Origin of the sequence: Pseudomonas sp. RIT411, assembly GCF_003057735.2 — a bacterium.
Taxonomy (GTDB): domain Bacteria; phylum Pseudomonadota; class Gammaproteobacteria; order Pseudomonadales; family Pseudomonadaceae; genus Chryseomonas; species Chryseomonas oryzihabitans.
Genome location: NZ_QBIZ02000021.1, coordinates 40686 through 65257 on the forward strand (window position 1 = coordinate 40686; position 24572 = coordinate 65257).

Here is a 24572-nt window from a genome sequence, read left to right on the forward strand (position 1 = left end):
TACCTCACATCAGCAGATAGAGCAGCACCACGTTGCAGGCCAGCACCGCCAGGGCGGTGGGGACCTGGGCCTTGATCACGGCATTCTTGTCGTCCAGCTCCAGCAGGGCCGCCGGCACGATGTTGAAGTTGGCCGCCATGGGCGTCATCAGGGTGCCGCAGTAGCCGGAGAACATGCCGATGGCGGCCATCACCGCCGGATCGGCGTGGTAGACGCCCACCAGCACCGGCACGCCGATGCCGCCGGTCATCACCGGGAAGGCGGCGAAGCCGTTGCCCATGATGACGGTGAAGGCGGCCATGCCCACCACATAGACCACCACCGCCACCAGGCGCAGGTCGAGGGCCACGTAGGCGGTGGCCAGGTGCGCCACCGCCTTGCCGACGCCGGCGTCGGTAAAGACCAGGCCGAGCATGGCCAGGGCCTGGGGCAGGACCAGCGACCAGCCCAGGGCATCGGTCAGGCGCCGCGATTCGCGCATCGCCTGGATCGGGGTGTCGCGGGTCAGCCAGCAGGCCAGCGCCAGGGCCACCAGGGCGCCCAGGCCGAGGGAGACGAAGGTGACGTTCTTCGGGTCGAGCAGCGGCAGACCGGCGATCTGCACATCCTTGAGCAAGACGCTGCCGATCACCGTCACCACGGGAATGGCCAGCGCCGGAATGAACAGGCGATTGCCCAGGCGGCCGGCGCTGGCACGGGTCTCGCGTTCGGGACGACTGGCGTGATGACCGCTGCCCACCGCACCGCAGCCGGCCAGCACCGCCATCAGCAGCACCCCGGCGCCCACCCAGGCGGGTGGCAGGCGATCGCCGATCAGGAAGACCAGGCTGAACAGGCCCCAGAACAGACCGCTGGTCCAGCGCTTGGGGTGCTGACGATCGGCCAGGGTCATGACCGCGGTCAGCGCCAGGATGGCGCCGGCCAGCCAGAACAGGTACTGAATCGACAGGATCATGGCCGCACCTCCCGGTTGGCGGTCAGCTCGCGATAGAGCTGGCGATCGAAGCGGTGCAGGCGCAGGGCGTGGATGAAGAAGGCGCAGAGCGCCGTGGGAATGCCCCAGAGGGCGATGTGCAGGGGTTCGACATCGAGTCCGGCGCCGAGCAGGAAGGTGTGCATCAGGGCGATGGCGCCAAAGGCGACGAAGATGTCCTCGCCAAAGAACAGGCCGACATTGTCGGTGGCGGCGCAAAAGGCCAGCAGCCGCTGGCGCAGGGCCTCGGGCAGACGGCCATGGAGTTTTTCGGCGGTGCCTTCGGCCATGGGCGCCAGTAGCGGACGGACCATCTGCGGATGGCCGCCGAGGCTGGTCAGCCCCAGGGCCGCGGTGGTCTCGCGGACGAAGAGGTAGAAGATCAGCAGGCGGCCGACGGTGGCGTTGCGAAAGCGGGCGATCCAGTTCTGCGCATGCAGGCGCAGGCCGTGGCGTTCGAGCAGGCCGATCACCGCCAGTGGCAGCAGGATGATCAGCGGCAGGGCGCGCGCCTTGATGAAGCCGGTGCCGATGGCGGCGAGCAGCGCCTCGGGACTGAACTGGGCGGCGATCCCGGTGGCCACGGCGGCCAGGGCGACGACCAGCAGCGGATTGAACCTCAGCACGAAGCCGACCACGATGACCAGCACGCCCAGCAGCGGCCAGAGGTTGACGGTGGTTTGCATAGGTGGATGTCTCCAGCGGGTCCACCGCGCTCCGGGCAGACGGTGCGGCGGACGGTAGGAAGCCGCGGGCGGCTTCGGCTGATCCAGGCAGTGCCCGCGGCACCGCTCGTTATTGTTGTCAGACGTCACTTGGCATAACGCCGGCTGGCATCTTTCGCCGCCGGCGGAGCTGGCGTCCAGCAAATAAAACTGTTCGCCGCCGATAGGGAAAAGCGGGGCAGACAAGACCGCCGGTGGGGGTAAAGTGGCGGGGTAGCCTTGTCGAGGTCCCCATGAATCTGCGCTTTCTCGATACCTTCGTCTGGGTCGCCCGCCTGGGCAGTTTCCGCCTGACGGCGGAAAAGCTGTCCACCACCCAGGCGGCCATTTCCAGTCGCATCGCCGTGCTGGAGAGCGAACTGGGCGTGCAACTGTTCCTGCGCGACTCCCGCGGCGTGAGCCTGACCGCCGAGGGCCATCGGGTACTGGGCTACGCCGAACGGATGCTGGCCACCCAGCGCGAGCTGCACGAGGCCCTTGGCCATGGCCAGACCCTGGAGGGCCGCCTGCGCATCGGGGTGATGGATACGGTGATCCACAGCTGGCTGGACCAACTGATCGCCGCGGTCACCCAGACCTATCCGGCCATCGAGCTGGAATTGACCGCGGACACGGCGCTGAATCTGGCCGAGCAGCTGGCGCGGGGGCAGCTCGACCTGATCTTCCAGACCGATCTCCTGCGCGCCGAGGGCATCCGCAATCTGCACCTGGCCAGCTACCCGGTGCGCTGGCTGGTGGCCAGCGACAGCCACCTGGCGCGGCCCTACGCAAATCTCGCCGAACTGGCGGGCGAACGGCTGATCCCCTTTCCCCGCCATTCCCGCCCGCACCAGGACATCCTCGGCCTGCTCCAGCGCGAAGGCATCGCCGAACCGCGGGTTTGCTGCATCAACTCGGTGGCGGCCATCATCAAGCTGATGGGCGAGGGCTTCGGCATCGGCGCCCTGCCGCCGGCCCTGGTGATCGAGGAATTGGCCCGCGGCAGTCTCATGCCCCTGCCGCTGGCCGGCCCGCCGCCCTTCGATGTCCAGGCCAGCTGGCATGGCGGCGCCGGCCTGGCGCTGAGCGAGGCGGTGGTGGCCCTGAGCCAGACGGTGGTAGCCGACTGGTGCACGCGCCTGGGCCCGGAGCGCGCCTTGCCGGTGCTGGTCTAGCCCCGAGGTTTCAACAGCTTCTTATCGCCAGCGCCCGGAATCTTTTGTTGGACAGCGGCGCTCCGGCTTTCCGACACTCGAGCTACCTTCTCAGAGGATCCTGTCATGCCCGCTCGCCTGCTGCTCAATTGCGATTCCGGTGAAAGCTACGGTGCCTGGTCCATGGGTGACGACGCCCATGCCATTCCCCTGGTCGACCAGGCCAACCTGGCCTGCGGCTTCCATGCCGCCGATCCCCTGACCATGCAGCGCGCCGTGACCCTGGCGGTGGCCAACGGCGTGCAGATCGGCGCCCATCCGGCCTATCCCGATCTGGTGGGCTTCGGTCGGCGGCCCATGGCCTGCACTCCGGCCGAGGTGGAAGCCATGATCCTCTACCAGATCGGCGCCCTCGACGCCTTCTGCCGCGCCGCAGGCGTACGCGTCGAGTACGTGAAGCCCCACGGCGCCCTCTACAACGCCCTGGTCAAGGACGATGCCCTGCTGAGCGCCGCGCTTTCCGCCTGCGCCCGCTATCGCCAGGGACTGCCGCTGATGGTGCTGGCCAAGGCCGACAATGATCGCGAGCGCCGGCTGGCCGAAGCCGCCGGGGTGCCGCTGCTGCTGGAAGCCTTCGCCGATCGCGCCTATCTGGCCGACGGCTCCCTGGCTCCGCGTGGCCAGGTCGGCGCCGTCCATCACGATCCCGAACGCATCCTCGCCCAGGCCGTCGCCATCGCCCGCGGCGAAGACTTTCCCGGTTTCGATGGCCAGCCCATGCGGCTGCAGGCCGACAGCCTCTGCGTGCATGGTGATAACGCCGAATCCCTGGCGGTACTACGGCGGCTGCGCGCCGCCCTGGACGCCCTATGATCGTCTGCAAGCCTTTTGGCGTTGCGGCGCTGCTGCTCGAACTGGCCGAGCATCCCGATGCCGAGCTGCCGCCGCGCATCGCCCGCCTGGGCGAGCGGATTCACCAGCGCTTCGGCCCGGCGGTGACCGATCTGGTGGCGGGCTGGACCAGCCTGCTGGTGCACTACGATCCCCTGCGCTTGACCCTGGCCGAGCTACAGGCCGGCCTCGACCCCCTGCTGGCCGACTGGCCGGGCGCCGCGCCAGCGGGCGAGGGCGGGCGCCTGCACCAGGTGCCGACGCTCTATGCCGGCCCCGATCTGGCCGAGGTGGCCGAGCGCTGTGGCCTGAGCGAGGGCGAGGTCATCACTCTGCACAGCGGTCGTGACTATCAGGTGGGCGCCATCGGCTTCATGCCGGGCTTCGCCTTTCTTGGCGAACTGGACGAACGCCTGGCGCTGCCCCGGCGCAGCACGCCGCGGACCCACGTACCCGCCGGCAGCCTGGCCATCGCCGAGCGCCAGACCGCCGTCTATCCCCAGGCGTCGCCGGGCGGCTGGAATCTCATCGGTCGCTGCCTGTGGACGGTCTTCGATGCCCGGGCCGAGCCGCCGTGCCTGCTGGCACCCGGTGATCGGGTGCGCTTCGTACCCGTCGACGAAGCGGCCTTTCGCGCCCAGGGAGGTCAGCCATGAGCGGACTGCAGGTCATCAAACCCGGTCCCCTGACCCTGCTGCAGGATCTGGGGCGCCAGGGCTGGCAACACCTGGGGGTAGCGCCCTCGGGGCCCATGGACGGCCATGCCGCGCGCTGGGCCAATCGCCTGGTGGGCAATCCGGTCGCGGCGCCGCTGCTGGAGATCGCCCTGGGCGGCGCCGAATTCGAGATCGAGACCGATACCTGGCTGGCGCTGACCGGTGCGCCGCTGGATGCCCGCCTGGATGGCGAGCCCCTGCCGGCCTGGTCGTGTTTTCCGGTAAGGGCTGGCGCGCGCTTGCGCCTGGGCTTCGCCCAGTCCGGGCAGCGCGCCTACCTGGCCGCCGCCGGTGGCGGCTTCCAGGCGCCGGCGACCCTGGGGAGCGTGGCCAGCAACCGGCGCGAAGGCCTGGGCGGGCTGGAGGGCCAGGGCGCGCCGCTGGCGGCCGGCCAGCGGCTGGGCTGCGCGGCGGTGAGCGCGCTGCATGCCCACGGCTGCGGCCCGGCCGCGCGTTTCGTGCCGGACTACCGCGAGGTGCCGACCCTGCGGGTGATCCTCGGTGGCGACGCCGAGGCCTTCGGCCCGGCGCAGCAGCAGGCGCTCTGCACGCAGTCCTGGCGCATCAGCCCGCAGTCCGATCGCATGGGCATCCGCCTGGCCGGCGAGGTGCCCCTGGCGCCCCCGCGTCGCCAGTGGTCGCTGGGCGTGGTGACCGGTGCCATCCAGGTGCCGCCCGATGGCCAGCCCATCGTGCTCATGGCCGATCGCCAGACCATGGGCGGCTATCCGCTGCTGGGCTTCATCCACCCGCTGGACCTGGCGCGCCTGGCCCAGTGCCCGGCCCATCACGAGGTGCGCTTCGCCCCGGTGGAGCTGGCCGAGGCCCAGGCCGAGTGGCGGCGGTTCCTGGCCTTCTTCGGCGGCTGACGATGCAACCGGTCACGGCTGAGGAATCTTGTCCGCTTCGATGAGTCGCACGCTCAGGGGCGACGCCGACTTCCCTTTCTCGGCGTCTGGCTTGAAACTTGCCTCACACGTCCCCCCGAGACGACCGACAAGAAGGAGCTGGAACCGGCGATGAAAACTCCCAAACGCATCGAGCCGCTGATCGAGGACGGCTTGGTCGATGAGGTGATACGGCCCCTGATGAGTGGCAAGGAAGCGGCGGTCTACGTGGTGCGCTGCGGCAGCCAGGTACGTTGCGCCAAGGTCTACAAGGAGGCCGACAAGCGCAGCTTCCGCCAGGCCGCCGAGTATCAGGAAGGGCGCAAGGTGCGTGGCAGTCGGGAAAACCGCGCCATGGCCAAGGGCTCCAAGTTCGGTCGCCGCGAGCGCGAGGACAACTGGCAGAACGCCGAGGTGACGGCGCTCTATCGCCTGGCCGATGCCGGGGTGCGGGTGCCCAAGCCCCACGACTTCCTCGACGGCGTGCTGCTGATGGACCTGGTCACCGACGGCAATGGCGAGGCCGCGCCGCGGCTCAACGACGTGACCCTCACCGCCGAGGAAGCGCTGCGCTACCACGAGCTGATGATCGGCCAGATCGTGCGCATGCTCTGCGCTGGCCTGGTCCACGGCGACCTCTCCGAATTCAACGTGCTGCTGGCCGAGGACGGCCCGGTGATCATCGACCTGCCCCAGGCGGTGGACGCCGCCGGCAACAACCACGCCTTCCGCCTGCTGGCGCGGGACGTGGAGAACATGGCGCTGTATTTCGGTCGCTTCGCCCCGGAATTGCGCAAGACCCGCTATGCGCCGGAGATGTGGGCGCTGTTCGAGAAGGGCGAGCTGTTCGCCAATACCCGCCTGACCGGCGAATTCGTCGAACGCGAAGGCCAGGCCGACGTCCATGCGGTGATGCGCGAGATCGAGGCCGCCCGGCGCGACGAGGAGCGTCGCCAGGCCGCGCGGCGCGAGCAGGACGAGCCCAGCGTGCGCGAAGAACCGCCGCCGCCCTGGCTAAGCTGATCGTTAAGTAGAACGATTAGCGCTGCGATGAGACGAACGGCCCCAGTGGTCGGGCGATGAACGGCGTCCTCCGGGCGCCAGCGCGCTAAACTGGGCACTGAACAGCACAGGACTCTTTTCATGCAAGGCCATCCGGACGTCATCAACTACCTCAACCAGCTGCTGCGCGGCGAGCTGGCGGCGCGCGACCAGTACTTCATCCACTCGCGGATGTACGAGGACTGGGGCCTGATGCGCCTGTACGAGCGGATCGGCCACGAGATGGAAGAGGAAACCCAGCACGCCGATGCCCTGCTGCGCCGCATCCTCTTCCTCGAGGGCACGCCGGACATGCGTCCCAATGCCATCACCGTCGGCCAGACCGTACCGGAGATGCTGCGCGCGGACCTGGCGCTGGAGTACGAGGTACGCGAAGCCCTGGCCCAGGGCGTGGCCCTGTGCAACCAGCACAAGGATTTCGTGACCCGCGAGATCCTGGTGGTGCAGCTGGAAGACACCGAGGAGGACCACGCCTACTGGCTGGAGCAGCAGCTGGGCCTGATCGACAAGATCGGTCTGCAGAACTACCTGCAATCGCAGATGAAGGGCGGCACCACGCCCCATGGCGCCGGCCTCTGAGGTTGATCGAGCGGCGCCGCCGGGCGTCGCTCAGGACATGCGGGCGTCGTCCTCCGGCGCCCGTGGCAGATAGAGCGAGATGCAGGTCCCCACGCCCGGCGTGGTGTCGACCTGGATCTGGCCACCCGACTGGTGCACGAAGCCGTGCACCATCGACAGGCCCAGTCCGGTGCCCTGACCCGGCGGCTTGGTGGTAAAGAAGGGATCGAAGATCCGCTCCAGGATCTCCGGCGCGATGCCGGTCCCGGTGTCGCTCACCTTGACCCTCACGTAATCGCCTGCCGGCAGGTCCTCCGGTCGTTCCGGCGCATCCTCCGGCAGATTGGCCGTGGACAGCCGCAGCTGGCCGCCCTGGGGCATGGCGTCCCGGGCGTTGATCGCCAGGTTGAGCAGGGCGCTTTCCAGTTGCACGGCATCGATCACCGTCGACCAGAGCGGCTCTGCCGGCTCGGCCTGCACCTCGATCGCCGGGCCGACGCTGCGGCGGATCAGCTCTTCCATGGCCAGCATCAGCTCGTTCACATCAGTGGGTTTGGGTTCCAGGGTCTGCCGCCGGGAAAAGGCCAGCAGCCGCTGGGTCAGGGAGGCCGCGCGTGCGGCGTAGGCCTGGGCGCCACCGAGCAGCCGGTCGAGCTGGTCGGTCCGGTGCTGCTGCAGGCGGCGCTCGATCAGCTCCAGGCTGCCGATGATGCCGGCCAGCAGGTTGTTGAAGTCGTGGGCGATGCCGCCGGTCAACTGGCCGATGGCCTCCATCTTCTGCGCCTGGTGCAGCGCCTGCTGCGCCTGGGTCAGTTCGACGGTGCGCTCGATGACACGCTGTTCGAGGGTCTCGTTGGCGGTCCGCACCGCCTGGAACAGCTGGGCCTGCTCGATGGCGATGGCCGCGCGAGCGGCCAGGGCGACCATCAGGCGTTCGTGGCGGGCGTTGAAGCGCCCCGGCTCCGGATGGCCGAAGCCCAGCCCGCCCAGCACCGCGCCACTGCGGGCCACCACCGCGACGGCCAGATAGCTGCGCACCGGCAGCCGACTCGCGCGGCCTTGCGGCGCCAGGACGTGGCCGAGCTGTGGGTCGCTCGCCAGGTCGTCACTGCGGACCACGCCCGCGCTGCCCAGGGTGGTGACGAACAGGGTGGTGGCAGCGGATTCTCCGATCTGCTCGAAAAGGTCCCGCTCGACGCCGGACAGGGTGAAGCGCTGCAGACGTCCGCCACCTTCTTCATGGCGTTGATGAAAGTAGGCGCCGAATTCCGCGCCCGTCAACTCCACCCCGGCATCGGTCACGGTCTGCACCAGGTGCGCCAGATCCAGCTGGCTGGCCAACTCCGTGTCGATGCGCTTGAGGGCTTCGAGGGTGCGGGTTTCCTCGCGCAACTCGGCCTCGGCCTGCTTGCGGTCGCTGATGTCGACCAGGAATTCGAAGGCGCTGCCATCGGGCAGGCGCTTGGCGGCCACCAGCGCCCAGCCGGTCGAGCCGTCGCGGCGCCGATAGCTGCGCTCCTCGGGCGGCACCTGAGGGTCGGCATGGGGCAGTAGCGGTGCGGGCCAGGCGATGCGCCCGGCGGCCAGGTCCTCGCGGTCATGGCCGCTCATGCGCAGGAAGGCGTCATTGGCATCGATCAGCCGCCCCTCGGCATCGAAGCAGAGGGCGCCCACCGTCTCGATTTCCAGGGCGGTGCGGAAGCGTCGTTCGCTGGCCTCCAGCGCGGCGCGCGCCAGATGGGCTTCGGTGACGTCCTGCCCCTGGCAGAAGATGCCGATCACCTGGCCGGTTTCGTCGGTCAGGGGTTCGTAGATGAAATCCAGGTACAGAGTGCGGACCGGTTCGCCCGCGGTTTCCAGGCGCAGGGGCTGGTGCTCGGCGACGAAGCGGCGACCGCTGCGATAGACCTGTTCGAGCCACTCGAAGTAGCCCTGATTGTGCAATTCGGGAAAGACCTCGCGCACCGTCAGGCCTTCGCGGGGCCGGCCATCGAACAGGCGGCTGTAGGCGACGTTGACGAAGTCGAAGACGTGATCCGGGCCGCGCACGATGGCGACGAAGCCGGGCGCCTGCTCGAACATCCGCCGCTGGCGGGCGGCATCCGCGGCCCGACGGCGCTCGTCGAGGATGCGCTGGGTGGTCTCGTGGCCCTGGTTGAAGATCCCGGCGATCTCGCCGCCTTCGCCACGGATCGGGGTGAAGCTGTAGTTCCAGTAGGTCTCGGTGACCACCCCCTGGCGCAGCATCGGCAGCAGCTGGTCGAATACCGAAAAGCCCTGGCCGCTGCTCAGGACCTGCCCGAACTGCGGCCCCACCACCGGCCAGATGTCCTGCCAGACCTCCTGCGCCGGGCGACCCAGGGCCCAGGGATGCCGCTCGGCGGGAATCGGCGCCCAGGCATCGTTATAGAGCAGCAGCAGGTCGGGGCCCCAGTAGATGGCGGTGGGAAAGCTGGAATTCAGGCAGATGCTCAGTGCGGACCTGAGAGATTGCGGCCACTGAGAGGGCGGGCCCAGAGGGGATTCCGACCAGTCGTGACTGCGCAGCCGGGCGCCCATCTCGCCACCGCCGGCGAGAAAGTCCAGTTCGTTCCAGTCGGCAAGCTGCGCTGCCATCTATCGTGTCTCCCCACCCACCGCCGTAGTTCCAGCCGTTCAGACCACAATCGAACCGGAACTGCAGGACCGGGCGCGGATTTTTTCGGCCGCGGCCTTACAACCGGGGCGCATAGCGCTCGATGGCTTCGGGCAGGGCCCAGCCGGCGGCGAAGGCCAGCACCAGTACGACCAGGGGCAGCAGCACCCACCAGGTCCGCGGCGGGATCGGCTCCAGGCGATTGCCGCCGGTCTTCTGCAACAGCGCCAGGCTCAGGCCGCAGAAACCGCCGGCGAGCAGGGCGCCGGCCAGGATGTCGGTGGGCCAGTGCACGCCCAGGTAGACGCGGCTGAGGGCGATGAGCACCGCCGGCAGGGCAGCGATCACCAGCCAGGCGAGGCGCCCGCGCGGACCATAGCGGCGGCCGACGAGGATGCCCAGGGTCAGGAAGAAGGCGAAGGAGGCCGAGCTGTGGCCGCTGGGCAGGCTGTAGGTGGTCAGGGGTTCGGCGAGCACATCGGGGCGCGCGCGGGCCAGCAGATTCTTCAACTGGCCATTGGCCAGAGCGGTCCCCAGGGTGGTGCCCAGGGCGAACAGCAGCGGGCGCCACTGGCGGAAGGCGGCCAGCACCAGGATCAGCACGGCGGCCAGGATCAGCTGGGTACGGAAATCGCCCATGCGGGTGATGACCACGGCGACCAGGTTGAGCCAGCCCTCGCGATGCTCCTGCACCAGCGCCATCAGGCCTTCGTCGAAGGCGCGCAGGTGGTGCCAGCCGAACAGCAGGGCCAGCAGCCCGGCCAGGCAGAGGGCGCCGCTGATCAGCGTGGTGCCGGCGCGCTCGCGCCAGGCGCCATGGGCGATGACCGCCACCAGCGCCGCGATGCCGCCGAGGATGATGCCGGCCTGCTGCCAGAAGCCTTCCGGCAAGGGTAGGCGGAAGGCCGCGCCAGTCACCCAGCCCGGGCCGAGGTAGGCGATGGACCAGCCGGCGGCGGCCACCAGGCTGACGCTGACGAATTTGACCAGGGGCATGTCCAGCATGCCGGCGATCAGCGGCAGCAGCGGGCGCAGCGGACCGATGAAGCGACCCACCAGCAGACTGGCCACGCCGTATCTGTGGATGAAGCCCTCGGCCGAGCCGATCCATTCCGGATGGGTGCGCAAGCCGGGCAGGCGGCGGATGCCCTCGTGGAAGCGGCGGCCGATGAAGTAGGACACCGCATCGCCAAGGATGCCGCCGAGGAAGCCCAGCAGCAGGGTATCGAAGAGATTGAGCGCGCCATTGCCGGCGGCGACGGCCACGGCGAACAGGATCACCGTGCCCGGTACCACCAGCCCGGCCAGGGCCAGGCACTCGAGAAAGGAGATGATGAAGATGGCCACGCCCAGCCACTGGTGGTGCTGGTTGATCCACTGGGTCAGGCCGTCTAGCAGTTCCGTCATCGAAAGGCTTCCTGGGGGCTGGGGGTTGCGTCCTCAGACCCATGGGGAAAGCCTTGGTTGCCTCAAGGACGCGGATCGAGACGCAACGCCTCGGGGCCGGGGGATTGTAAATCGCGCTCGGGAATTTCCCAGACCAATAACTGTGGCGGGGTTTGTCGGAAGGCGGGACTGGCGAAATAGTCCCGTGCCGCACCGGCGAAATGCCCGCCGTCCTTGGCGAAACGCCCGACGCTGGCGCCCAGGGCCTGTTCCAGGAAGGGCAGGAAATTGGAATTGCGCGAGAAGGAGGTGCCGATGAGCGCGACGTTGGGCAGGTCCCCATCGCCGAACAGGTCATCGCTGGCGCCGGCTGCGGCGCGGCTGTCGACCTGGGTCAGGCGCAGCACCTCGGGGGTCGGCTGCAGGCGCGGCGGCAGCCAGTCCAGGCCGGCCAGGCGCACCAGGTCACCGGGTCGCGGTGCCGGCGCCAGCAGCGTGCGAGTGAAGGCCCGTGCCGGGCTGGCCTGGAAGGGCAGCGCCTGGATGCGCAGCGCCAGGGCGCGGGCCGCGGCCTCGGCACCGGCCTCGTTCCAGTGGGTATCGGTGCGCAGGAAGGCGGCGCTGCCCAGGGGCGTGAGCGCCGTAGTCAGGTCGAGCACCGGTACGCGCGCGGCACTCAGCATCCGCGTCCAGTCGGCGACCCGATTGGCGAAGGCGGCCGGGCGTCGCAGTCCGCACAGCTGGTCGGCGGCGATGCGACTCTTGTCCGGCACCACGGCGACCAGCAACTGGATGTGCCGGGCGGCCAGTTGCTGGCGCAGTTCGATCACCGTCTGGGCGCGGGCCCGGGCATTGGCGGCGGCCTGGCGCGAGACCTCGAGTTCTTCGGCGAGAAACAGCCAGCCGGGGCAGCCCTGGCGCACCCGGGGTCCGCTGTCGCCCAGCAGCAGCCAGCTGGCGCCGCGTTCCAGGCGGGCGGCCGCTTCCGGCAATGGCGCCTTGGCCAGTTCCTTGGCGATGTGGTGGGTGATCTCGCCTTCGAGCAGGGCATGGCGATCCACCCTTTCCGGCCAGAGCGAAAGGCGATCGGTGAGCAGCGCCCAGGCGCAGGACAGCAGGCCGATCGCCAGGAACAGGGCGAAGACCACTCCGGCGAGCGGGGCCAGCCGCACGCTGCTGGCGCTGGGCGGTTGCGGTGCGGGTGAGGGCGGCAGGGCGGGAGCGCTCATGACGGCGGCCTCAGAACTGGAAGTAGAGGAAGGGCACGGCTTCGCGACTGGCGATCAGCGCGAAGCAGAGCAGGAAGCCGGCCACCGGCCAGGCGGCGCCGAGGACGCGCAGCAGTGCGCTGCCGGGCAGGCGCGCCTCGATGCGCGCCTGCCACAACGGGGCCAGGATGCAGGCCACGCCCAGGGCGGCGGCCAGGCCGTGCACGGGTCTCAGGGTCACGGCCAGGGCATCGCCGAGGGCGAAGCCGTGCAGACCGAACTGGCCGGCGTACAGCGACAGCGCCGTGGCGAAGTCCGGCGCGCGGAACAGCGTCCAGGCCAGGGCCACGAACAGCAGCGTCAGGCCATGGGCCAGGGGCCGCGGCAGCGGCCGGCCGCCGAGTTCGTCCCAGAGCCGGTCCAGGCACAGCGCCAGGCCGTGCAGCATGCCCCAGAGCAGGTAGTTCCAGCTGTCGCCACCGTGCCAGAGACCGGCGATGGCCATGGTCAGGAAGAGGTTGCGATAGGTGCGCCAGCGACCGCCGCGATTGCCGCCCAGGGAGATGTAGAGGTAGTCGCGCAGCCAGCTGGACAGCGACAGGTGCCAGCGCCGCCAGAAATCCTGGATGCTGCGGGCGAGATAGGGCCGGTTGAAGTTTTCCGGAAAGTGGAAGCCCAGCATCAGGCCCAGGCCGATGGCCATGGCGCTGTAGCCGGCGAAGTCGAAGAACAGTTGCAGCGAATAGGCCAGGCAACCGATCCAGGCGTCGACTAAGGAGGGCTGGTCGAGGTGGAAGGCGACGTCCACCAGCGGCGACAGGGTGTCGGCCACCAGCACCTTCATGCACAGGCCGATCATGAAGCGGCGCGCGCCGAGGGCGAAGTTCTCGCGATTGAACCAGCGCTGGTTGAGTTCGCGGCGCACCCAGTCGTAGCGGATGATCGGGCCGGCGATGGAATGGCCGAACATGGAGATGTAGGTGGCGTAGTTGACGAAGCTGCGCTCCACCGGCACCACGTGGCGATGGACGTCCACCAGGTAGGAGATGGCCTGCAGCACGATAAAGGACAGCCCGGCCGGCAAGGCCACCTTCTGCCAGTCCAGCGGCAGGGCGCCGGCGGTCACCAGCACCTGGCTCCAGGTGGCGGCGACGATGTTGGCGTACTTGTACCAGCAGAGCACCGCCAGGTTGATCACGATCAGCCCGGCGAGCAGCTGCAGTCGGGTCCTCGAGCCTTCGCGCGCGCGATCCACCAGCAGCCCGCCGACCCAGGCCAGCAGCGCCAGGGCCATGTGCAACAGCAGGAACAGCGGACTCAGCCAGCCATAGAACAGCCAGCTGCCCACCAGCAGCACCCCGTTGCGCCCGCCGGGCCGCGCCAGGGCGTAGACCAGCAGGAACAGCGGCAGGAAGAGGGTGAGGAATTCCAGCGAGGCAAAGACCATCGAGCGGCTGTCCTTAGTGGGCGATAGCGTCCTGGGTGGCGAGCAGCCGCGGACCGCTGGCGCCAGGCAGCAGCAGCACGCTGTAGCGCTCGCCGGCCTTGAGTTCGCCCAGGTCCAGCGCTGCGCCTGTGGCCTGGCCGGCGCAGGTCAGCTGCACCTTGAGCGCCACGGCGTTGAGACTGCGGCGCTGCAGGGTGCCGTCGGCCACGTCCTTGAAGATCTCGGCATTGCGCCCGGCCGCCTGCAGGCCCGGGGTCGCGCACTGCGGATCCAGGCTGTAGAAGGCCAGCGAGGCCTTGAGCGCATTGAAGTCGTCGGGTTGCTCGCGTACCAGGCGCTGGACCAGCGGGGTGCCGGGCAGGACGACCAGGGTGGCAAATTCACCGGCGGCCACGGTCAGTTCCAGCGGAGCCTTGGCCGCGCCCTGGACCAGTTCGCCCTTGATCGCCTTGGTCGCCGGCACGGTCAGGTAGTCGGAGACCGGCTTGGCGGCCTCCAGTTGCAACCGCGCGGCGGAGCCGGAGGCCTGCAGCGCCAGGGGCTGGCTGCCGGCGTTGACGAAGCGGAGGAAGGCCGAGTCTTCGCTGGGGCCGGTGGGGTAGAGGGACACCTCGGCCTGGGCGACCCCGCCCACCAGCAGACCGAGCAGCAGCAGGGCCTTCACTGGGCGGCTCCCTTGAGCTTGTCGGCAGGCAGCTTGTTCAGGGCGTCGACGATGGCCGAACTCCAGGACTTGTAGCCCGGACCGGTCAGGTGCTGGCCGTCGATGGTGGCCCACTGGCCGGGCTTGGCGAAGCTCAGGGAATCGATGTAGCTGCAGGGCGCGACGTTGCTGGCGAGGAAGCCGGACATCAGCTTGACCCGCTCGAAGGTCTTGCCGTACTTGCCGCCCTCGGTGCCCCAGGTCGGACCGACCCAGGCGCAGTGGGTCTTGGTGGCGGCGATGGCCTTGGTCAGGCTGGTGGTCTGCTGCCAGACCCAGGTCTTGGGAAAGCTGGGATTGGTGTAGCTGGCCATGGTGTCGCCCATGACGATCAGCACCAGATCGGGCTTGTCGGCGGCGATGAGCTCGTTGATCGGCTGGGTCGCCGCCTTGCCACCGAGCACCACGGCCTTGTCGCCGTTGCGCCGCTCGGCGCCACCGCAGGTGCCGGGGGTGACCTTGAGCCAGTCGCCGGCGTTGGTCCCGCAGATACCCAGGGTGTGCACCTTGGCGCCCTGCTGCACCAGGCTGTCCTGCAGGGTGCCGATCAGGTAGTCGGGGGTGGCCAGATGGCTGTCGCCGATCATGAGAATGGTGAGGCCGGTGAGGAGGCTGGCTGCCATGGGAGCTCCGTGAATCAGTTGTCGTAGGGGGAACGATAGGGACTGACCGGCAGGGCGAGTGCACGGTCCTGGGGTTCCAGCGCATAGCGCAGATAGACGCCGCCATTGAGCTGTTGGAAATCGCGACCGTTGTCGACGCCGAGGTTGCCGCCGACGAACAGCTGGCGACCGAGCTGGTATTCGGTGGCGCCGTAGAGGCTGTAGCCGAGACTGGTCTTGCTCTGGCCGCCATAGACCGCCGGGGCGCCGAGCGCCTGGCTCGCCGCGGCCTGCAGGCGGGCGTCGGTCGGGTAGAAGTCGGCGCCGTCCTGCTCGATGCGTTGCAGGCCCACCGCGCCGCGCAGCTGCCAGGTCCAGCGATCGGTGCGCTGCGACCAGGTCAGGGGGACGCCCAGGGCATAGAAGCGCTGCGGACTGAAGTAGCCGCCATGGCCATAGGTGAAGAAGGCCTGGTTGTTGTCGTAGGCGATGCCGGTGAGCGACAGGCCCAGGGTCAGGCGACTGTCTTCGCTGTTGATCAGGTAGCGGTACAGCCCGGTGCCCAGCTCGGTGCGGCTGTTGTCGGCGACATGATTGCCCAGCAGCCGGTACCAGGAGGCATAGGCATAGGCACCGAACTGGCTGTCGTCGTAGCCGAGCTGGCCGCGCACGCCATTGGCGGTCACGCCACCCCATTGCTGGCCGGTTCGGCCATCTTCGCTGCCGGCAAAGGAGGTCAGGCTGTCGATCACCGCCCGGCGCGAGGCCGAGAGGCTGTAGCGGCTGTGGTCGGTCAGCGGTCGCTCCAGGCTCACCCCGCCCACGGGGGTGGCATAGAGAAAGCCCAGGGGCGTGGTGCCGGCGTCGGCCTTGAGGCCGAGCTGGGGATCGCTGTAGGCCACGGCGAGGCCCACGCCGCTGTCGCTCTGGCTGCCCGGCGCGGTATCCGGCGCGGCCTGGGTAGCGGCCGGGCCGCCACCGAAGCGACTGCGGGCGTCGCTGCCGACACTGCCGGCAGTCAGGCTGACCGGGGTGACCCGCACGGCCAGGCGCACATCGCCCAGCGGGAAGTCGATCTCCAGCGGCGCTTCCACGTCGGTGAGCTTGCCGAGGCCGCGTTCGTTGTCGTTGCTGCGCACCGTCAGGCCCTGGGTGATCCGCGCGCTGCGGGTCTGCAGCAGGTCGTCGAGGGCGCGCTCGGCGGCGCTGTCCTGCGGAGCGACTGGCGCATCCGCCAGCGGGGCGGCCTTGGCCGCCGCCAGCAACTGGTCGGCGGTCGGCGGAATGGCCTGGCTGGCCAGGGTGGCGCTGCCGCGGCGCGGGCCGAAGGGATTGGCCGGGGCGCTGGCCAGGGGCCGCGCGGTCTCGGCGTCGCGGCGCTCCACCGCCACCACCTGGCGCAACAGCTCGGTAGCCCGACCGTCGCGACCCAGGGCGCGATAGAGGCGCGCGGCCTCGGTCAACACCCCGACGTCGTCGGCGCCCAGGGTTACGGCGCGTTCGAGGGCGCGCTCGGCATAGGCGTTGTCCCGGGCACGCACGGCGGCATCGGCCGCACCCAGTTGCAGCCGGGGGTTGTCGGGGGCGCGGCGCAGCAGGGGTTCATAGAGGCGCAGCGCCTTGTCGGCCTCGCCATTGGCCAGGTACAGCCGCGCCAGGGCGGCGTTGGCCAGGTCATCGTCCGGACGCTGGGCCAGGGCCGGTGCTAGGGTGTCGTAGGCGGTGACCAGATCGCCGCGCTCGCGCAACTGGTCGGCCTGACGCACCCGGTAGCGATAGAGCAGGTCGTCATAACCCTGGCGCTGCGCGGCGGTCAGGCGCTGTCCCTGCAGATCGTGCAGCAGGGCATTGACCTCGTCGTCGGCGCCACTGCGCAGCAGCACCTCGCCGTATTGCAGGCGCAGGGCGGGATCGGGCGTGCGTTCGCGGGCCAGGACATCGCGCAGCAGGCGCAGCCCGCGTTCCGGGTCACCGGCCTCGGCATAGGCCGCCGCCAGGCCACCCAGAGCGGCGGGGCGCTCGCCGGCTTGCGGCTCCAGGGCCGCCAGCTGGCGCCGCGCGGCCTGCTGCTGGCCGCGGCGGGCCAGGTCACGGGCGGCGCTTACCCGGGCATCGAAGTCGAGATCGGCGGCCAGTCCTGTCATGGCCGGCGTGCGCTGGGCTGGCGGGATGCGCCCGAGCAGCGCGCGCGCCGCGGTGGGATCCCGCTGCTCCAGGGCGAACAGGGCGCGGACATAGAGCGCTTCCGGGCGCTGGGGGTCCTTGGCCAGACCGCTGTCCAGGGTCTGGCGGGCGGCCGCCTCCTGACCCTGGCGCAGCTGCAGGCGGGCCAGGGCCAGCAGTGTCCAGACATCGTCCGGATCGGCGCGTCGGGCGTCTTCCAGGGCGCGACGGGCCCCCTGGAGATCGCCACGGCCCTCGGCCAGCTTGGCTTCCTGCAAGGCCTGGGTGGCCTTGAGCCGATCCAGGTTGCCGAGCCTGGCACGTTCGGCCGGGGTCAGGGTGTCGAGCAGGCGCAGGGCCTCGGCCGGACGCTCGCTCTCGGCGAGCAGATCGATCAGGCCCCGACGGGCTTCGAGATTGCGCGGATCCTGCTGCAGGATCCGTCGATAGGCGGCCTCGGCGGCGTCCAGCTGACCGGTCTGGGCCTGCAGTCCGGCCAGGGCCAGCGGTGCTTCCGGGCGCTTGGCGTCCAGCCGCAACGCCTGTTCCACGCGGGCACGGGCGGTGCTGAAGTCGTTGGCCTGCTGGGCCTTGCGGGCCTGGGCGAGCAGCGCCCAGTAGCGTACCTCGGCCAGCGGCGCCTGCCAGCGCGCCCCGCCCGGCTGACGGGTGGCGCGGTTCAGCAGCGCTTCGGCTTCGTCGAAGCGTTCCTGGCGCTGACGGACGATGCCCAGGCCGCCTAGGGCGTTGGCATCCTCCGGCGCCACCTTGAGGCGCGCCTGGAAGGCGCTTTCGGCAGCGCCCAGCTCATTGCGGCGCAAGGCTTCGATACCGCGGGCCAATTGCGGATCCAGACCGCCGCTGCGACTCAGGGTACGGCCCTTTTCCAGCTGGGCGCGCAACTCGGCGTCATCCGGGTGCTGGCGCAGATAGGCCTCGAACAGCGGTGCCTCGGCCGGACCGGGCGGACCGCTCCAGACCAGGGCCTGGCGCCAGTATTCGGCGGCTTCGCCACCGATGTCCTTGCGCGTGCTCAGCTCCGCCAGGGCCTGGATGCCGCGGCTGCGACTGGCCGGAAAGCGCGCCAGGTGCTTGGCCTGGATCAGCATCAGCGCCGGATCGCTGGGCTGCAGCTTGCGCAGACGCTCGATGCCCGGACCGGCTTCCTGCCAGCCATTGGGGGTGTAGGCGAGGATGTCGTAGTACTCCCGCGCCAGATCACCCTGGGGCAGGCGGCCACCAAACAGCTGACGATAGAGCGCCAGTGCCTGCACCGGCTTTTCTTCGCTGACCAGCTGGCGGGCATCCACCAGGCGCTGCGGATTGTCGCCACTGGCCAGGGCGATGTCCTGCTCCAGCTGCAGGGCCTGCTGGGGCACGGGCTTGAGCGCCTGCAGGCGGCGCAGATAGGCCTGGGCGGCCGGCAGCCGGTTGGCCTGCACCTCGATCAGTCCCAGGCCGTACAGCGCCTCGGGCTGCTGCGCATCCAGTTCGAGCAACTTGTTCCAGGTCTCCTGGGCGCGGGGCGCATTCTTGCGCGCCTGCCAGAAGTGACCCTGCTCGAGGAGCAGCGCTTCGGGGGTACCGGCCGCCTGGGCCAGCGGCGGCAGCAGCAGACCGGTCAGCAGGGTAGCCAGCAGCGGTGCATGGGTCATGGTCTAGCGCTCCAGCCGCTGACGAGCGCGGGCGCGCAGCGCCGCATGGAGCAGGCCGGCCAGCAGGGCCACGCCCAGGGCGCTCAGGCCCAGCATCAGCAGCGGATGGCGAGCCAGTTGCCAGCGGACATAGAGCAGCGGCCCAAGGCTGCCGACGTGATAGGTCTCGTCGGCCACCAGGCTTTCCACCTGCTGGCCACGCACCGTGGCCAGGCTGCCCTGCAAGGCCTGGGCATAGTCTTCCCGGGTGGTCAGGGCGCGGCTGATGTCGGCCAGGCCCTCCGGGCGGGCGGCGACCAGGGCCACCACGCTGCGACCGCTCCTGAGCGGCGATTCGAAGCCGGTGACGAAGGCCGTACCGGCACCGCCACTGGCACTCAGGGCCGCGCGACTGCGCTCCAGGCTGGCCGCGTTGTCGCTGCCGAACCACTGGCGCACCTTGAACGCCAGGTCAGATACCTCGAAGCGCTGGCCGTTGCCGGTGAAGCCGGCGGGCAACTGGGCGGCCCAGCGTTGCAACAGCGGCTGGTCGGCGCCGCTGGCGATCAGCAGTAGATCCTTGTCGGCCAGGCCGTCGACCTCGCCGGCACGGGCCACGGTGACCGCGGTGGCGGGATAGCCGGTGGAGCTGCCGAAGCGGCCGAGCACGTTGAGGTAGGTGTCGATCTCCGCCGCGCTGGGCGCATCGGGCAGGATCACCGCGGTTTCGCTCAGGTCCGCCAGGCGAGTGAAGGGAAAGCCACTGTCCTTGAACACGCCCAGGTTGGGCAGGGCGATGAAGTGCCGATAGCCGGAGAGATCCAGGGTCGAATCCGGTTCCAGGGTGCCGCGCATGTTGTCGATGATGACGTCGCGGCATTCGCCCTGCTTGAGGTAGTCGTACATGAAGCGGAATTGCAGGCGGGCCTGCAGCGCCTCGCCCTCCAGCGGCAGCCGCACCTCGGCTTCGCGCGGCAGTTCCTCGTCCTTGATCAGCCCCAGCAGGCCCTGGTCCAGGTGTTCCTGGGACGGCAGGGCGATGGACTGCACGAAGCGGTCGTTGAAACTCACCAGCAGCGAGGAATTGGTCGCCACCGGCTGTGGGGTGTAGCGGTACCTGAGGTGCAGCGGCAGCCCCTGGTTGCGCCAGAGGAACAGATCCGGCGGCAGCCGCAGCGGCACGCTCATGGTACCCGAGTCATAGCCGGAGACCGCCAGTTGCTTGGGCGTGGCCAGTTCGCCCAGGCGTACCGGTCGGTCGCTGGGCAGCCAGTTGGGCGCATCGTAGGGCTTGCGCGGTTGCAGCGCCTGCAGGGTGTCGAAGGTCATGCTCTGGCCGGAGAGGGTCTGGTGACCCAGGGCCACGGCGCTCGCGGCGCGCTTGAGTTCGTTGGCATCGCGGCCGGAGATCACCAGCAGCTGACCCTGGGGATCGAAGGGGTTGGCCAGGATGTCGACCCGCGCCGTCGCCGGTGCCGGCAGACTCAGGCCAAGGGTCTTGGCGCGCTCTTCGCTGGTGACCAGCACCACCGCATTGCCCTTGGCCGGCAGGGCGTTCTGGCTGCTGGGAAAGCGGGCGCCGCGATAGCTGGCCAGGGCGCTGAACCAGGACGACAGGGTGCCGGCGGCCTCCAGGGTGCCGTTGTCGGCCGCACCGGCGATGACGAAGGGCAGCTCCAGCTGCCGGGCATCGCGGCGATCGAAGAACGGCTGCGGCAGGCGCGCCAGGTCCGGTGCCAGGTCAAGGCGACTGACCTGGACGTCCAGGCGGCTGCCATTGCTCACCTTGGCCCAGAGGCTGGAGTGCAGCGGGTCTTCGCACTGCATGGTGTAGTGGCCGATCAGCTGGATACTCAGCCGGTTGAATTCGGTGATCAGCCGCGGCGGGATGTCCACCACCCGGGTCTGGGGCGTGCCGGCGCCTTCCTTGGGCAGCGGAATGCTGGCGGCGACCTCGTCGTTGACCAGCACATTGAGCTGGGACAACTCCGGCAGCAGCGCCGGGGAATAGGTGTAGTTCAGCGTCACCTTGGCGGCGCTGACGATCTCGTCGGCGCGAATGTCGAAGCCGACTCCGTCCCGGCTGTCGATGCCGCGCAGATTGAAGGGATAGACCGCGCCGAGCTGCTTGAAGCTGTTGTCGTAGCCGCTGCCGGCCACCGCCACCGGCGGCGCATTCTGGGCCAGGGCGAAGGCGGGCGCGGCACCCAGGGTGGCGAGCAGCAGGGGGGCGAGACGTAGCGACACGGTCATGGGCGGTCCAGGGAGGCGGAGGAGGAGGGCGCCGTGCGCCGGGAAGGTCGGCTCAGGCGCCAGACGTTGCGATTGAGATCGGCGATGCCGCGCAGGCCGATCTGACTGACCTCGCGCAGCGAGCCCAGCAGGGAATCCGGACGGTGATTGCCCCAGGCCTCGGCCCAGAGATCGGCGCGGGAAAAGGTCATGCGCACCAGTTCGCGCTGTTCGGTCACGCTGAGTTCGGCGAAGCGGGTGCCCACGGCGCCGGCGCGGCTGAAGGCCACGGTGGCCGGGAAGCGACGGCTGCGACCGTTGCGGCTGAGTTCGACCTCTACGGCGCTGCCCTCGGGCAGATGCAGGCCCGCGGGCAACTTCAGGCCGATGCCGCTCTGGGAAAAGTCCAGGGTGCTGCATTCCAGGCGGCTGCCATCGGCGAGCACGAGTCCGGCCGGCAGCGTGGCGGCCACCCGGGGTTCGGCGCGCACCTGGCGCGTCTCGCTGGCCACGGCCACCGCGGCACTGGCGATCACCAGGTTGTAGAGGGTCCAGACCAGGTTGATGGCGACCGTGGTCACCGCCTCGGGATCGCCTAGGAACAGCCGACCGATACCCACGCCCAGGCCGAGCAGATTGAGCGCCAGCAGCACGATGTAGGGACGCGCCAGCTCCCAGTCGAAGTAGTCGCTGGCGATGATGCCGCCCTTGTCGGTGACGTTGAACTTGCCCAGCCGCGGGTTGATCAGCGCCAGCAGCGTGGGCCTGAGGATGTACCAGGCCAGTACCGTCTCGTAGACCTCGTTCCAGAAGGAGTGGCGGAATTCGCCCTGGATGCGCGAGTTGGTCAGGTTCGAGTGCAGCACATGGGGCAGCACATAGCAGGTGATCAGCAGCGCCGAGGCATGGAAGATCTGCGCGCTGAACAGCAGATAGGCCAGCGGTGCGGTAAGGAACACCAGCCGCGGCAGGCCATAGAAGAAGTGCAGCATGGCGTTGAGGTAGCAGAGCCGCTGGCCGAGGACGAGGCCCTTGCCCAGCAGCGGATTGTCCATGCGAAAGATCTGCGCCATGCCGCGGGCCCAGCGGATGCGCTGGGCGATATGGCGCGACAGGCTCTCGGTGGCCAGGCCGGCGGCCTGGGGAATGCCCAGGTAGGCGGTGTTGTAGCCGAGCCGGTTGAGCTTGAGCGCGGTGTGGGCGTCCTCGGTCACCGTCTCGGTGGCCACGCCGCCGACCTCTTCCAGCATGGTGCGCCGGATCACCGCGCAGGAGCCGCAGAAGAAGGTGGCGTTCCACAGGTCGTTGCCATCCTGCACCAGGCCGTAGAACAGCTCGCCCTCGTTGGGCACGGTGCGAAAGGTCTTGAGGTTCTTCTCGAAGGGATCCGGGGAAAAGAAGAAGTGAGGGGTCTGCAGCATGGCCAGCTGCGGGTCCTTGAGGAACCAGCCCAGGCAGACCTGCAGGAAGGAGCGGGTCGGCACGTGGTCGGCATCGAAGATGGCGATGTACTCGCCGTCGGTCACCTTGAGCGCCGCATTGAGATTGCCGGCCTTGGCGTGCTCGTTGTTCTCGCGCACCAGGTAGGAGACGCCGGCGGTCGCGCAGAAGTGGCGGAAGTCCTCGCGACGACCGTCATCGAGTACGTGCACCCGCAGCTTGTCGCGTGGCCAGTCGATGGCCTGGGCCGCCAGGATCGACAGCTTCACGATGCTCAGGGCTTCGTTGTAGGTGGGGATGAAGACGTCCACGGTGGGCCAGGCGGCCGGGTCGGCGGGCAGCGGGACCGGCGTGCGGCGTAGCGGCCAGATGGTCTGCAGGTAGCCGAACACCAGCACCGCCAGGGCATAGAGTTCGGCGGCCACCAGCCCGTAGCCGAGCACCATTTCCAGCGGCGTCTCGAAGCCCAGGGTGCTGGTCAGGCGCCAGTAGAGATAGCGCAGCGACGCCAGCAGCGACAGCAGGATCAGCGCGATCACCGGCAGCCGTCCGGGCAGCCGACGCAGCATCAGGGCCGCGCCGAAGCAGCCGACGGCGAACGCCGCCTGTTCTTCCAGCGCCAGGGGCACGCTCACCAGCAGGGCGCCCAGCAACGCGGCGGCCGTCCAGGCGAACAGCTGCAGCCACAGCGGCGCCGCGGGCGGCACCGGCGGGGCGTCGGCAGCGCGCGCCGCGCGGCGCTGGCGAACCTGTTCCAGGCGGTCGAGAAAGCTCATGGCTAGGCGCGCGCGGCGTGCTGCACGGGCGAGCGAAGATCGCCGAGCAAGGCCTCGCCCAGCTCGGCCAGGCCACGCGCCCAGGCGTCCTGGACGCTGGCCAGACCCTGGCCCAGGGCTAGGGCCTGCTCCAGATCGGGGCTTTCCGGCAGTACGCCCAGCAGGCGTTCGCCCCAGGATTGCGCCACGATGGCGGCGATGTCCTGGCTCAGGGGGCGGGCGGGATCGACCCGGTTGAGCAGGTGCAGCGGAGTGACCTGGCCGCTGCAGCGCTGCCACTGGCGTTCGAGGCGCGGCAGACTGGCGTAACCGGTCGCATCCGCGGTTGTCACCCCCAGAATCCGGGTGGCCAGGGCCAGGGCCTGACGACTCAGGGGCGTCGAGCCCGTGGGGCAGTCGAGGATCACCAGGGTATCGGCCGGGACGTCCAGCGCCTGCAGGCGGCGGGTCAGCCACTGGGTGTCGGTGGCCAGGGCCTGCTCCAGAGCCTGCAGATCCAGCTCGTCGGGGGCGCCAAAGGGCACCAGGCGCAAGCGCTCGTCTACCGCCAGGCAGACGGAAAGCGGCGCCCTGACCGAGCCGGTGGTGGACGACGCTTCCTGCAGTAACAGCGAAGACAGCACGTTCTGACTGTCCAGCTCCACCAGCAGCACCGGCTGGCCGCTGCGGCTCAACGCCTGGGCCAGGCCCGCGGCGATGACCGTCTTGCCGGTGCCGCCCCGGGCCGACATCAGTGCCAGCACCGGACCGGCCAACCGCGGCAGCGTGCGACTCAGCGCCTGGTCCAGGGCGGCGACCGCCTGGTTGGCCTGGCGGCTGCTGTGCAGCTGCGCCAGCTGCCGCGACAGCGGGGGCAGGGCGTCCGGTTCAGCCTGAGCGGCCGCCTCGGCCACCGCGACGACCGCTTCGACCTGGGCGCTCGGCGCAGGCTGCGGCTGAGCTGCGGCTGGCAAGAGGGCTTCGTGGGGCACCGGCTCGGGGGCTTCGAACTCATGGTAGCGCTGGGGATCACCGCCGAAGGAGCGGAACAGATTGGCAATATCCAGCGAACGGACCATGGCGACTTCCGAAAAGGTGAAGGGTCTGCGTGAATGCTTGACGTCAAAATTATGGCTAAAAGCCATCAGGTGTCATTTTTTGTGGATACTGTCACGCGGAGTTCGTGACGCACCAATTGAAAATGCGTATGCGGGCATCGAAGCGGAGCGAACGGATCGTCTCGCTTTTCAGCGCCGGCTCGCTTCAATGTTTAGATCACCTCGGGCACCCGTCAACGTCACGCCTGGCGCCGTGCGGACGAAAGGCATGACGCGGGGACGGGGCGGTCGCGGTGGCGACGAACGCGGGGACGAGCGGTCGTTTCGGCGGCGCTGGGCGGGTTGCGGCGGCTAGAAAAAAGCC

Annotated in this window: 18 protein-coding genes; 6 read left to right on the forward strand and 12 right to left on the reverse strand. The window is 69.4% G+C overall.

Annotation, left to right across the window (positions count from 1 at the left end):
- Nucleotides 1–4: 4 nt before the first annotated feature.
- Together DBY63_RS21600 and DBY63_RS21605 are read right to left on the reverse strand one after the other, a co-directional pair.
- The gene (locus DBY63_RS21600) at nt 5–955 is read right to left on the reverse strand and encodes a DUF979 domain-containing protein (protein ID WP_027597219.1); all 951 of its coding nucleotides are present in this window, start codon (nt 953–955) and stop codon (nt 5–7) included.
- Nucleotides 952–1659 carry a DUF969 family protein gene (locus DBY63_RS21605; RefSeq protein WP_027597218.1) on the reverse strand — a complete coding sequence of 236 codons (708 nt, stop codon included), beginning with the start codon at nt 1657–1659 and terminating at the stop codon, nt 952–954. Before DBY63_RS21605 ends, DBY63_RS21600 begins: the two co-directional genes overlap by 4 nt.
- A gap of 272 nt (nt 1660–1931) precedes the next feature.
- Between DBY63_RS21605 and DBY63_RS21610 the strand changes: the two genes are divergently transcribed.
- The 6 genes from DBY63_RS21610 (at nt 1932) to bfr (ending at nt 6966) form a co-directional block, all read left to right on the forward strand.
- Entirely contained in the window at nt 1932–2852 is a 921-nt protein-coding gene (locus DBY63_RS21610; RefSeq protein WP_112298122.1) for a LysR family transcriptional regulator, read from the forward strand.
- Between the two features lie 105 nt (nt 2853–2957).
- Nucleotides 2958–3704, forward strand: a complete 747-nt coding sequence (locus DBY63_RS21615) for a 5-oxoprolinase subunit PxpA (protein WP_027597216.1) — start codon at nt 2958–2960, stop codon at nt 3702–3704.
- The gene (gene pxpB / locus DBY63_RS21620) at nt 3701–4378 is read left to right on the forward strand and encodes a 5-oxoprolinase subunit PxpB (RefSeq protein WP_108582821.1); all 678 of its coding nucleotides are present in this window, start codon (nt 3701–3703) and stop codon (nt 4376–4378) included. Before DBY63_RS21615 ends, pxpB begins: the two co-directional genes overlap by 4 nt.
- Entirely contained in the window at nt 4375–5307 is a 933-nt protein-coding gene (locus tag DBY63_RS21625) for a biotin-dependent carboxyltransferase family protein (RefSeq protein WP_074583873.1), read from the forward strand. Before pxpB ends, DBY63_RS21625 begins: the two co-directional genes overlap by 4 nt.
- Nucleotides 5308–5457: 150 nt before the next feature.
- Nucleotides 5458–6348: a PA4780 family RIO1-like protein kinase gene (locus DBY63_RS21630; protein WP_027597213.1), complete on the forward strand. Its 891-nt coding sequence runs from the start codon at nt 5458–5460 to the stop codon at nt 6346–6348.
- Nucleotides 6349–6468: 120 nt separating this feature from the next.
- Entirely contained in the window at nt 6469–6966 is a 498-nt protein-coding gene (gene bfr, locus DBY63_RS21635; protein ID WP_007159675.1) for a bacterioferritin, read from the forward strand.
- A gap of 30 nt (nt 6967–6996) precedes the next feature.
- On the opposite strand, the gene DBY63_RS21640 is transcribed toward bfr, so the two are convergent.
- From DBY63_RS21640 to DBY63_RS21685, 10 genes are all read right to left on the reverse strand, one after another.
- Nucleotides 6997–9561, reverse strand: coding sequence for an ATP-binding protein (locus DBY63_RS21640; RefSeq protein WP_108582822.1), 2565 nt, complete (start codon nt 9559–9561; stop codon nt 6997–6999).
- 97 nt (nt 9562–9658) lie between these two features.
- Nucleotides 9659–10987: a bifunctional DedA family/phosphatase PAP2 family protein gene (locus DBY63_RS21645; protein WP_042136303.1), complete on the reverse strand. Its 1329-nt coding sequence runs from the start codon at nt 10985–10987 to the stop codon at nt 9659–9661.
- Nucleotides 10988–11049: 62 nt separating this feature from the next.
- On the reverse strand, nt 11050–12195 hold the full coding sequence (locus DBY63_RS21650) for a cell division protein FtsQ (RefSeq protein ID WP_108582823.1): 1146 nt from the start codon (nt 12193–12195) through the stop codon (nt 11050–11052).
- Between the two features lie 10 nt (nt 12196–12205).
- A complete protein-coding gene (locus DBY63_RS21655; protein ID WP_108582824.1) occupies nt 12206–13621 on the reverse strand; it encodes an MBOAT family O-acyltransferase in 1416 nt (471 codons plus the stop codon).
- A gap of 13 nt (nt 13622–13634) precedes the next feature.
- Entirely contained in the window at nt 13635–14285 is a 651-nt protein-coding gene (locus tag DBY63_RS21660; protein WP_077171791.1) for an alginate O-acetyltransferase AlgF, read from the reverse strand.
- Entirely contained in the window at nt 14282–14947 is a 666-nt protein-coding gene (locus DBY63_RS21665; RefSeq protein ID WP_027597207.1) for a cell division protein FtsQ, read from the reverse strand. Before DBY63_RS21665 ends, DBY63_RS21660 begins: the two co-directional genes overlap by 4 nt.
- A gap of 14 nt (nt 14948–14961) precedes the next feature.
- Nucleotides 14962–18744, reverse strand: a complete 3783-nt coding sequence (locus tag DBY63_RS21670; RefSeq protein WP_108582825.1) for a cellulose synthase subunit BcsC-related outer membrane protein — start codon at nt 18742–18744, stop codon at nt 14962–14964.
- A 3-nt stretch (nt 18745–18747) separates the two neighbouring features.
- A complete protein-coding gene (gene bcsB, locus DBY63_RS21675; RefSeq protein ID WP_077171793.1) occupies nt 18748–20976 on the reverse strand; it encodes a cellulose biosynthesis cyclic di-GMP-binding regulatory protein BcsB in 2229 nt (742 codons plus the stop codon).
- The gene (gene bcsA / locus DBY63_RS21680; protein WP_108582826.1) at nt 20973–23171 is read right to left on the reverse strand and encodes a UDP-forming cellulose synthase catalytic subunit; all 2199 of its coding nucleotides are present in this window, start codon (nt 23169–23171) and stop codon (nt 20973–20975) included. Before bcsA ends, bcsB begins: the two co-directional genes overlap by 4 nt.
- A gap of 2 nt (nt 23172–23173) precedes the next feature.
- Nucleotides 23174–24229 (reverse strand): cellulose synthase operon protein YhjQ/BcsQ, encoded by a 1056-nt coding sequence (locus tag DBY63_RS21685; protein WP_158541741.1) that lies wholly within the window; start codon nt 24227–24229, stop codon nt 23174–23176.
- Nucleotides 24230–24572: the final 343 nt, after the last annotated feature.

Excerpts from the sequence above, each read along its gene's own strand:
- DBY63_RS21600 (WP_027597219.1), bottom strand. The coding sequence starts at position 955 with ATGATCCTGTCGATTCAGTACCTGTTCTGGCTGGCCGGCGCCATCCTG.
- DBY63_RS21605 (WP_027597218.1), bottom strand. The coding sequence starts at position 1,659 with ATGCAAACCACCGTCAACCTCTGGCCGCTGCTGGGCGTGCTGGTCATC.
- DBY63_RS21610 (WP_112298122.1), top strand. The coding sequence starts at position 1,932 with ATGAATCTGCGCTTTCTCGATACCTTCGTCTGGGTCGCCCGCCTGGGC.
- DBY63_RS21615 (WP_027597216.1), top strand. The coding sequence starts at position 2,958 with ATGCCCGCTCGCCTGCTGCTCAATTGCGATTCCGGTGAAAGCTACGGT.
- pxpB (WP_108582821.1), top strand. The coding sequence starts at position 3,701 with ATGATCGTCTGCAAGCCTTTTGGCGTTGCGGCGCTGCTGCTCGAACTG.
- DBY63_RS21625 (WP_074583873.1), top strand. The coding sequence starts at position 4,375 with ATGAGCGGACTGCAGGTCATCAAACCCGGTCCCCTGACCCTGCTGCAG.
- DBY63_RS21630 (WP_027597213.1), top strand. The coding sequence starts at position 5,458 with ATGAAAACTCCCAAACGCATCGAGCCGCTGATCGAGGACGGCTTGGTC.
- bfr (WP_007159675.1), top strand. The coding sequence starts at position 6,469 with ATGCAAGGCCATCCGGACGTCATCAACTACCTCAACCAGCTGCTGCGC.
- DBY63_RS21640 (WP_108582822.1), bottom strand. The coding sequence starts at position 9,561 with ATGGCAGCGCAGCTTGCCGACTGGAACGAACTGGACTTTCTCGCCGGC.
- DBY63_RS21645 (WP_042136303.1), bottom strand. The coding sequence starts at position 10,987 with ATGACGGAACTGCTAGACGGCCTGACCCAGTGGATCAACCAGCACCAC.
- DBY63_RS21650 (WP_108582823.1), bottom strand. The coding sequence starts at position 12,195 with ATGAGCGCTCCCGCCCTGCCGCCCTCACCCGCACCGCAACCGCCCAGC.
- DBY63_RS21655 (WP_108582824.1), bottom strand. The coding sequence starts at position 13,621 with ATGGTCTTTGCCTCGCTGGAATTCCTCACCCTCTTCCTGCCGCTGTTC.
- DBY63_RS21665 (WP_027597207.1), bottom strand. The coding sequence starts at position 14,947 with ATGGCAGCCAGCCTCCTCACCGGCCTCACCATTCTCATGATCGGCGAC.
- DBY63_RS21670 (WP_108582825.1), bottom strand. The coding sequence starts at position 18,744 with ATGACCCATGCACCGCTGCTGGCTACCCTGCTGACCGGTCTGCTGCTG.
- bcsB (WP_077171793.1), bottom strand. The coding sequence starts at position 20,976 with ATGACCGTGTCGCTACGTCTCGCCCCCCTGCTGCTCGCCACCCTGGGT.
- bcsA (WP_108582826.1), bottom strand. The coding sequence starts at position 23,171 with ATGAGCTTTCTCGACCGCCTGGAACAGGTTCGCCAGCGCCGCGCGGCG.
- DBY63_RS21685 (WP_158541741.1), bottom strand. The coding sequence starts at position 24,229 with ATGGTCCGTTCGCTGGATATTGCCAATCTGTTCCGCTCCTTCGGCGGT.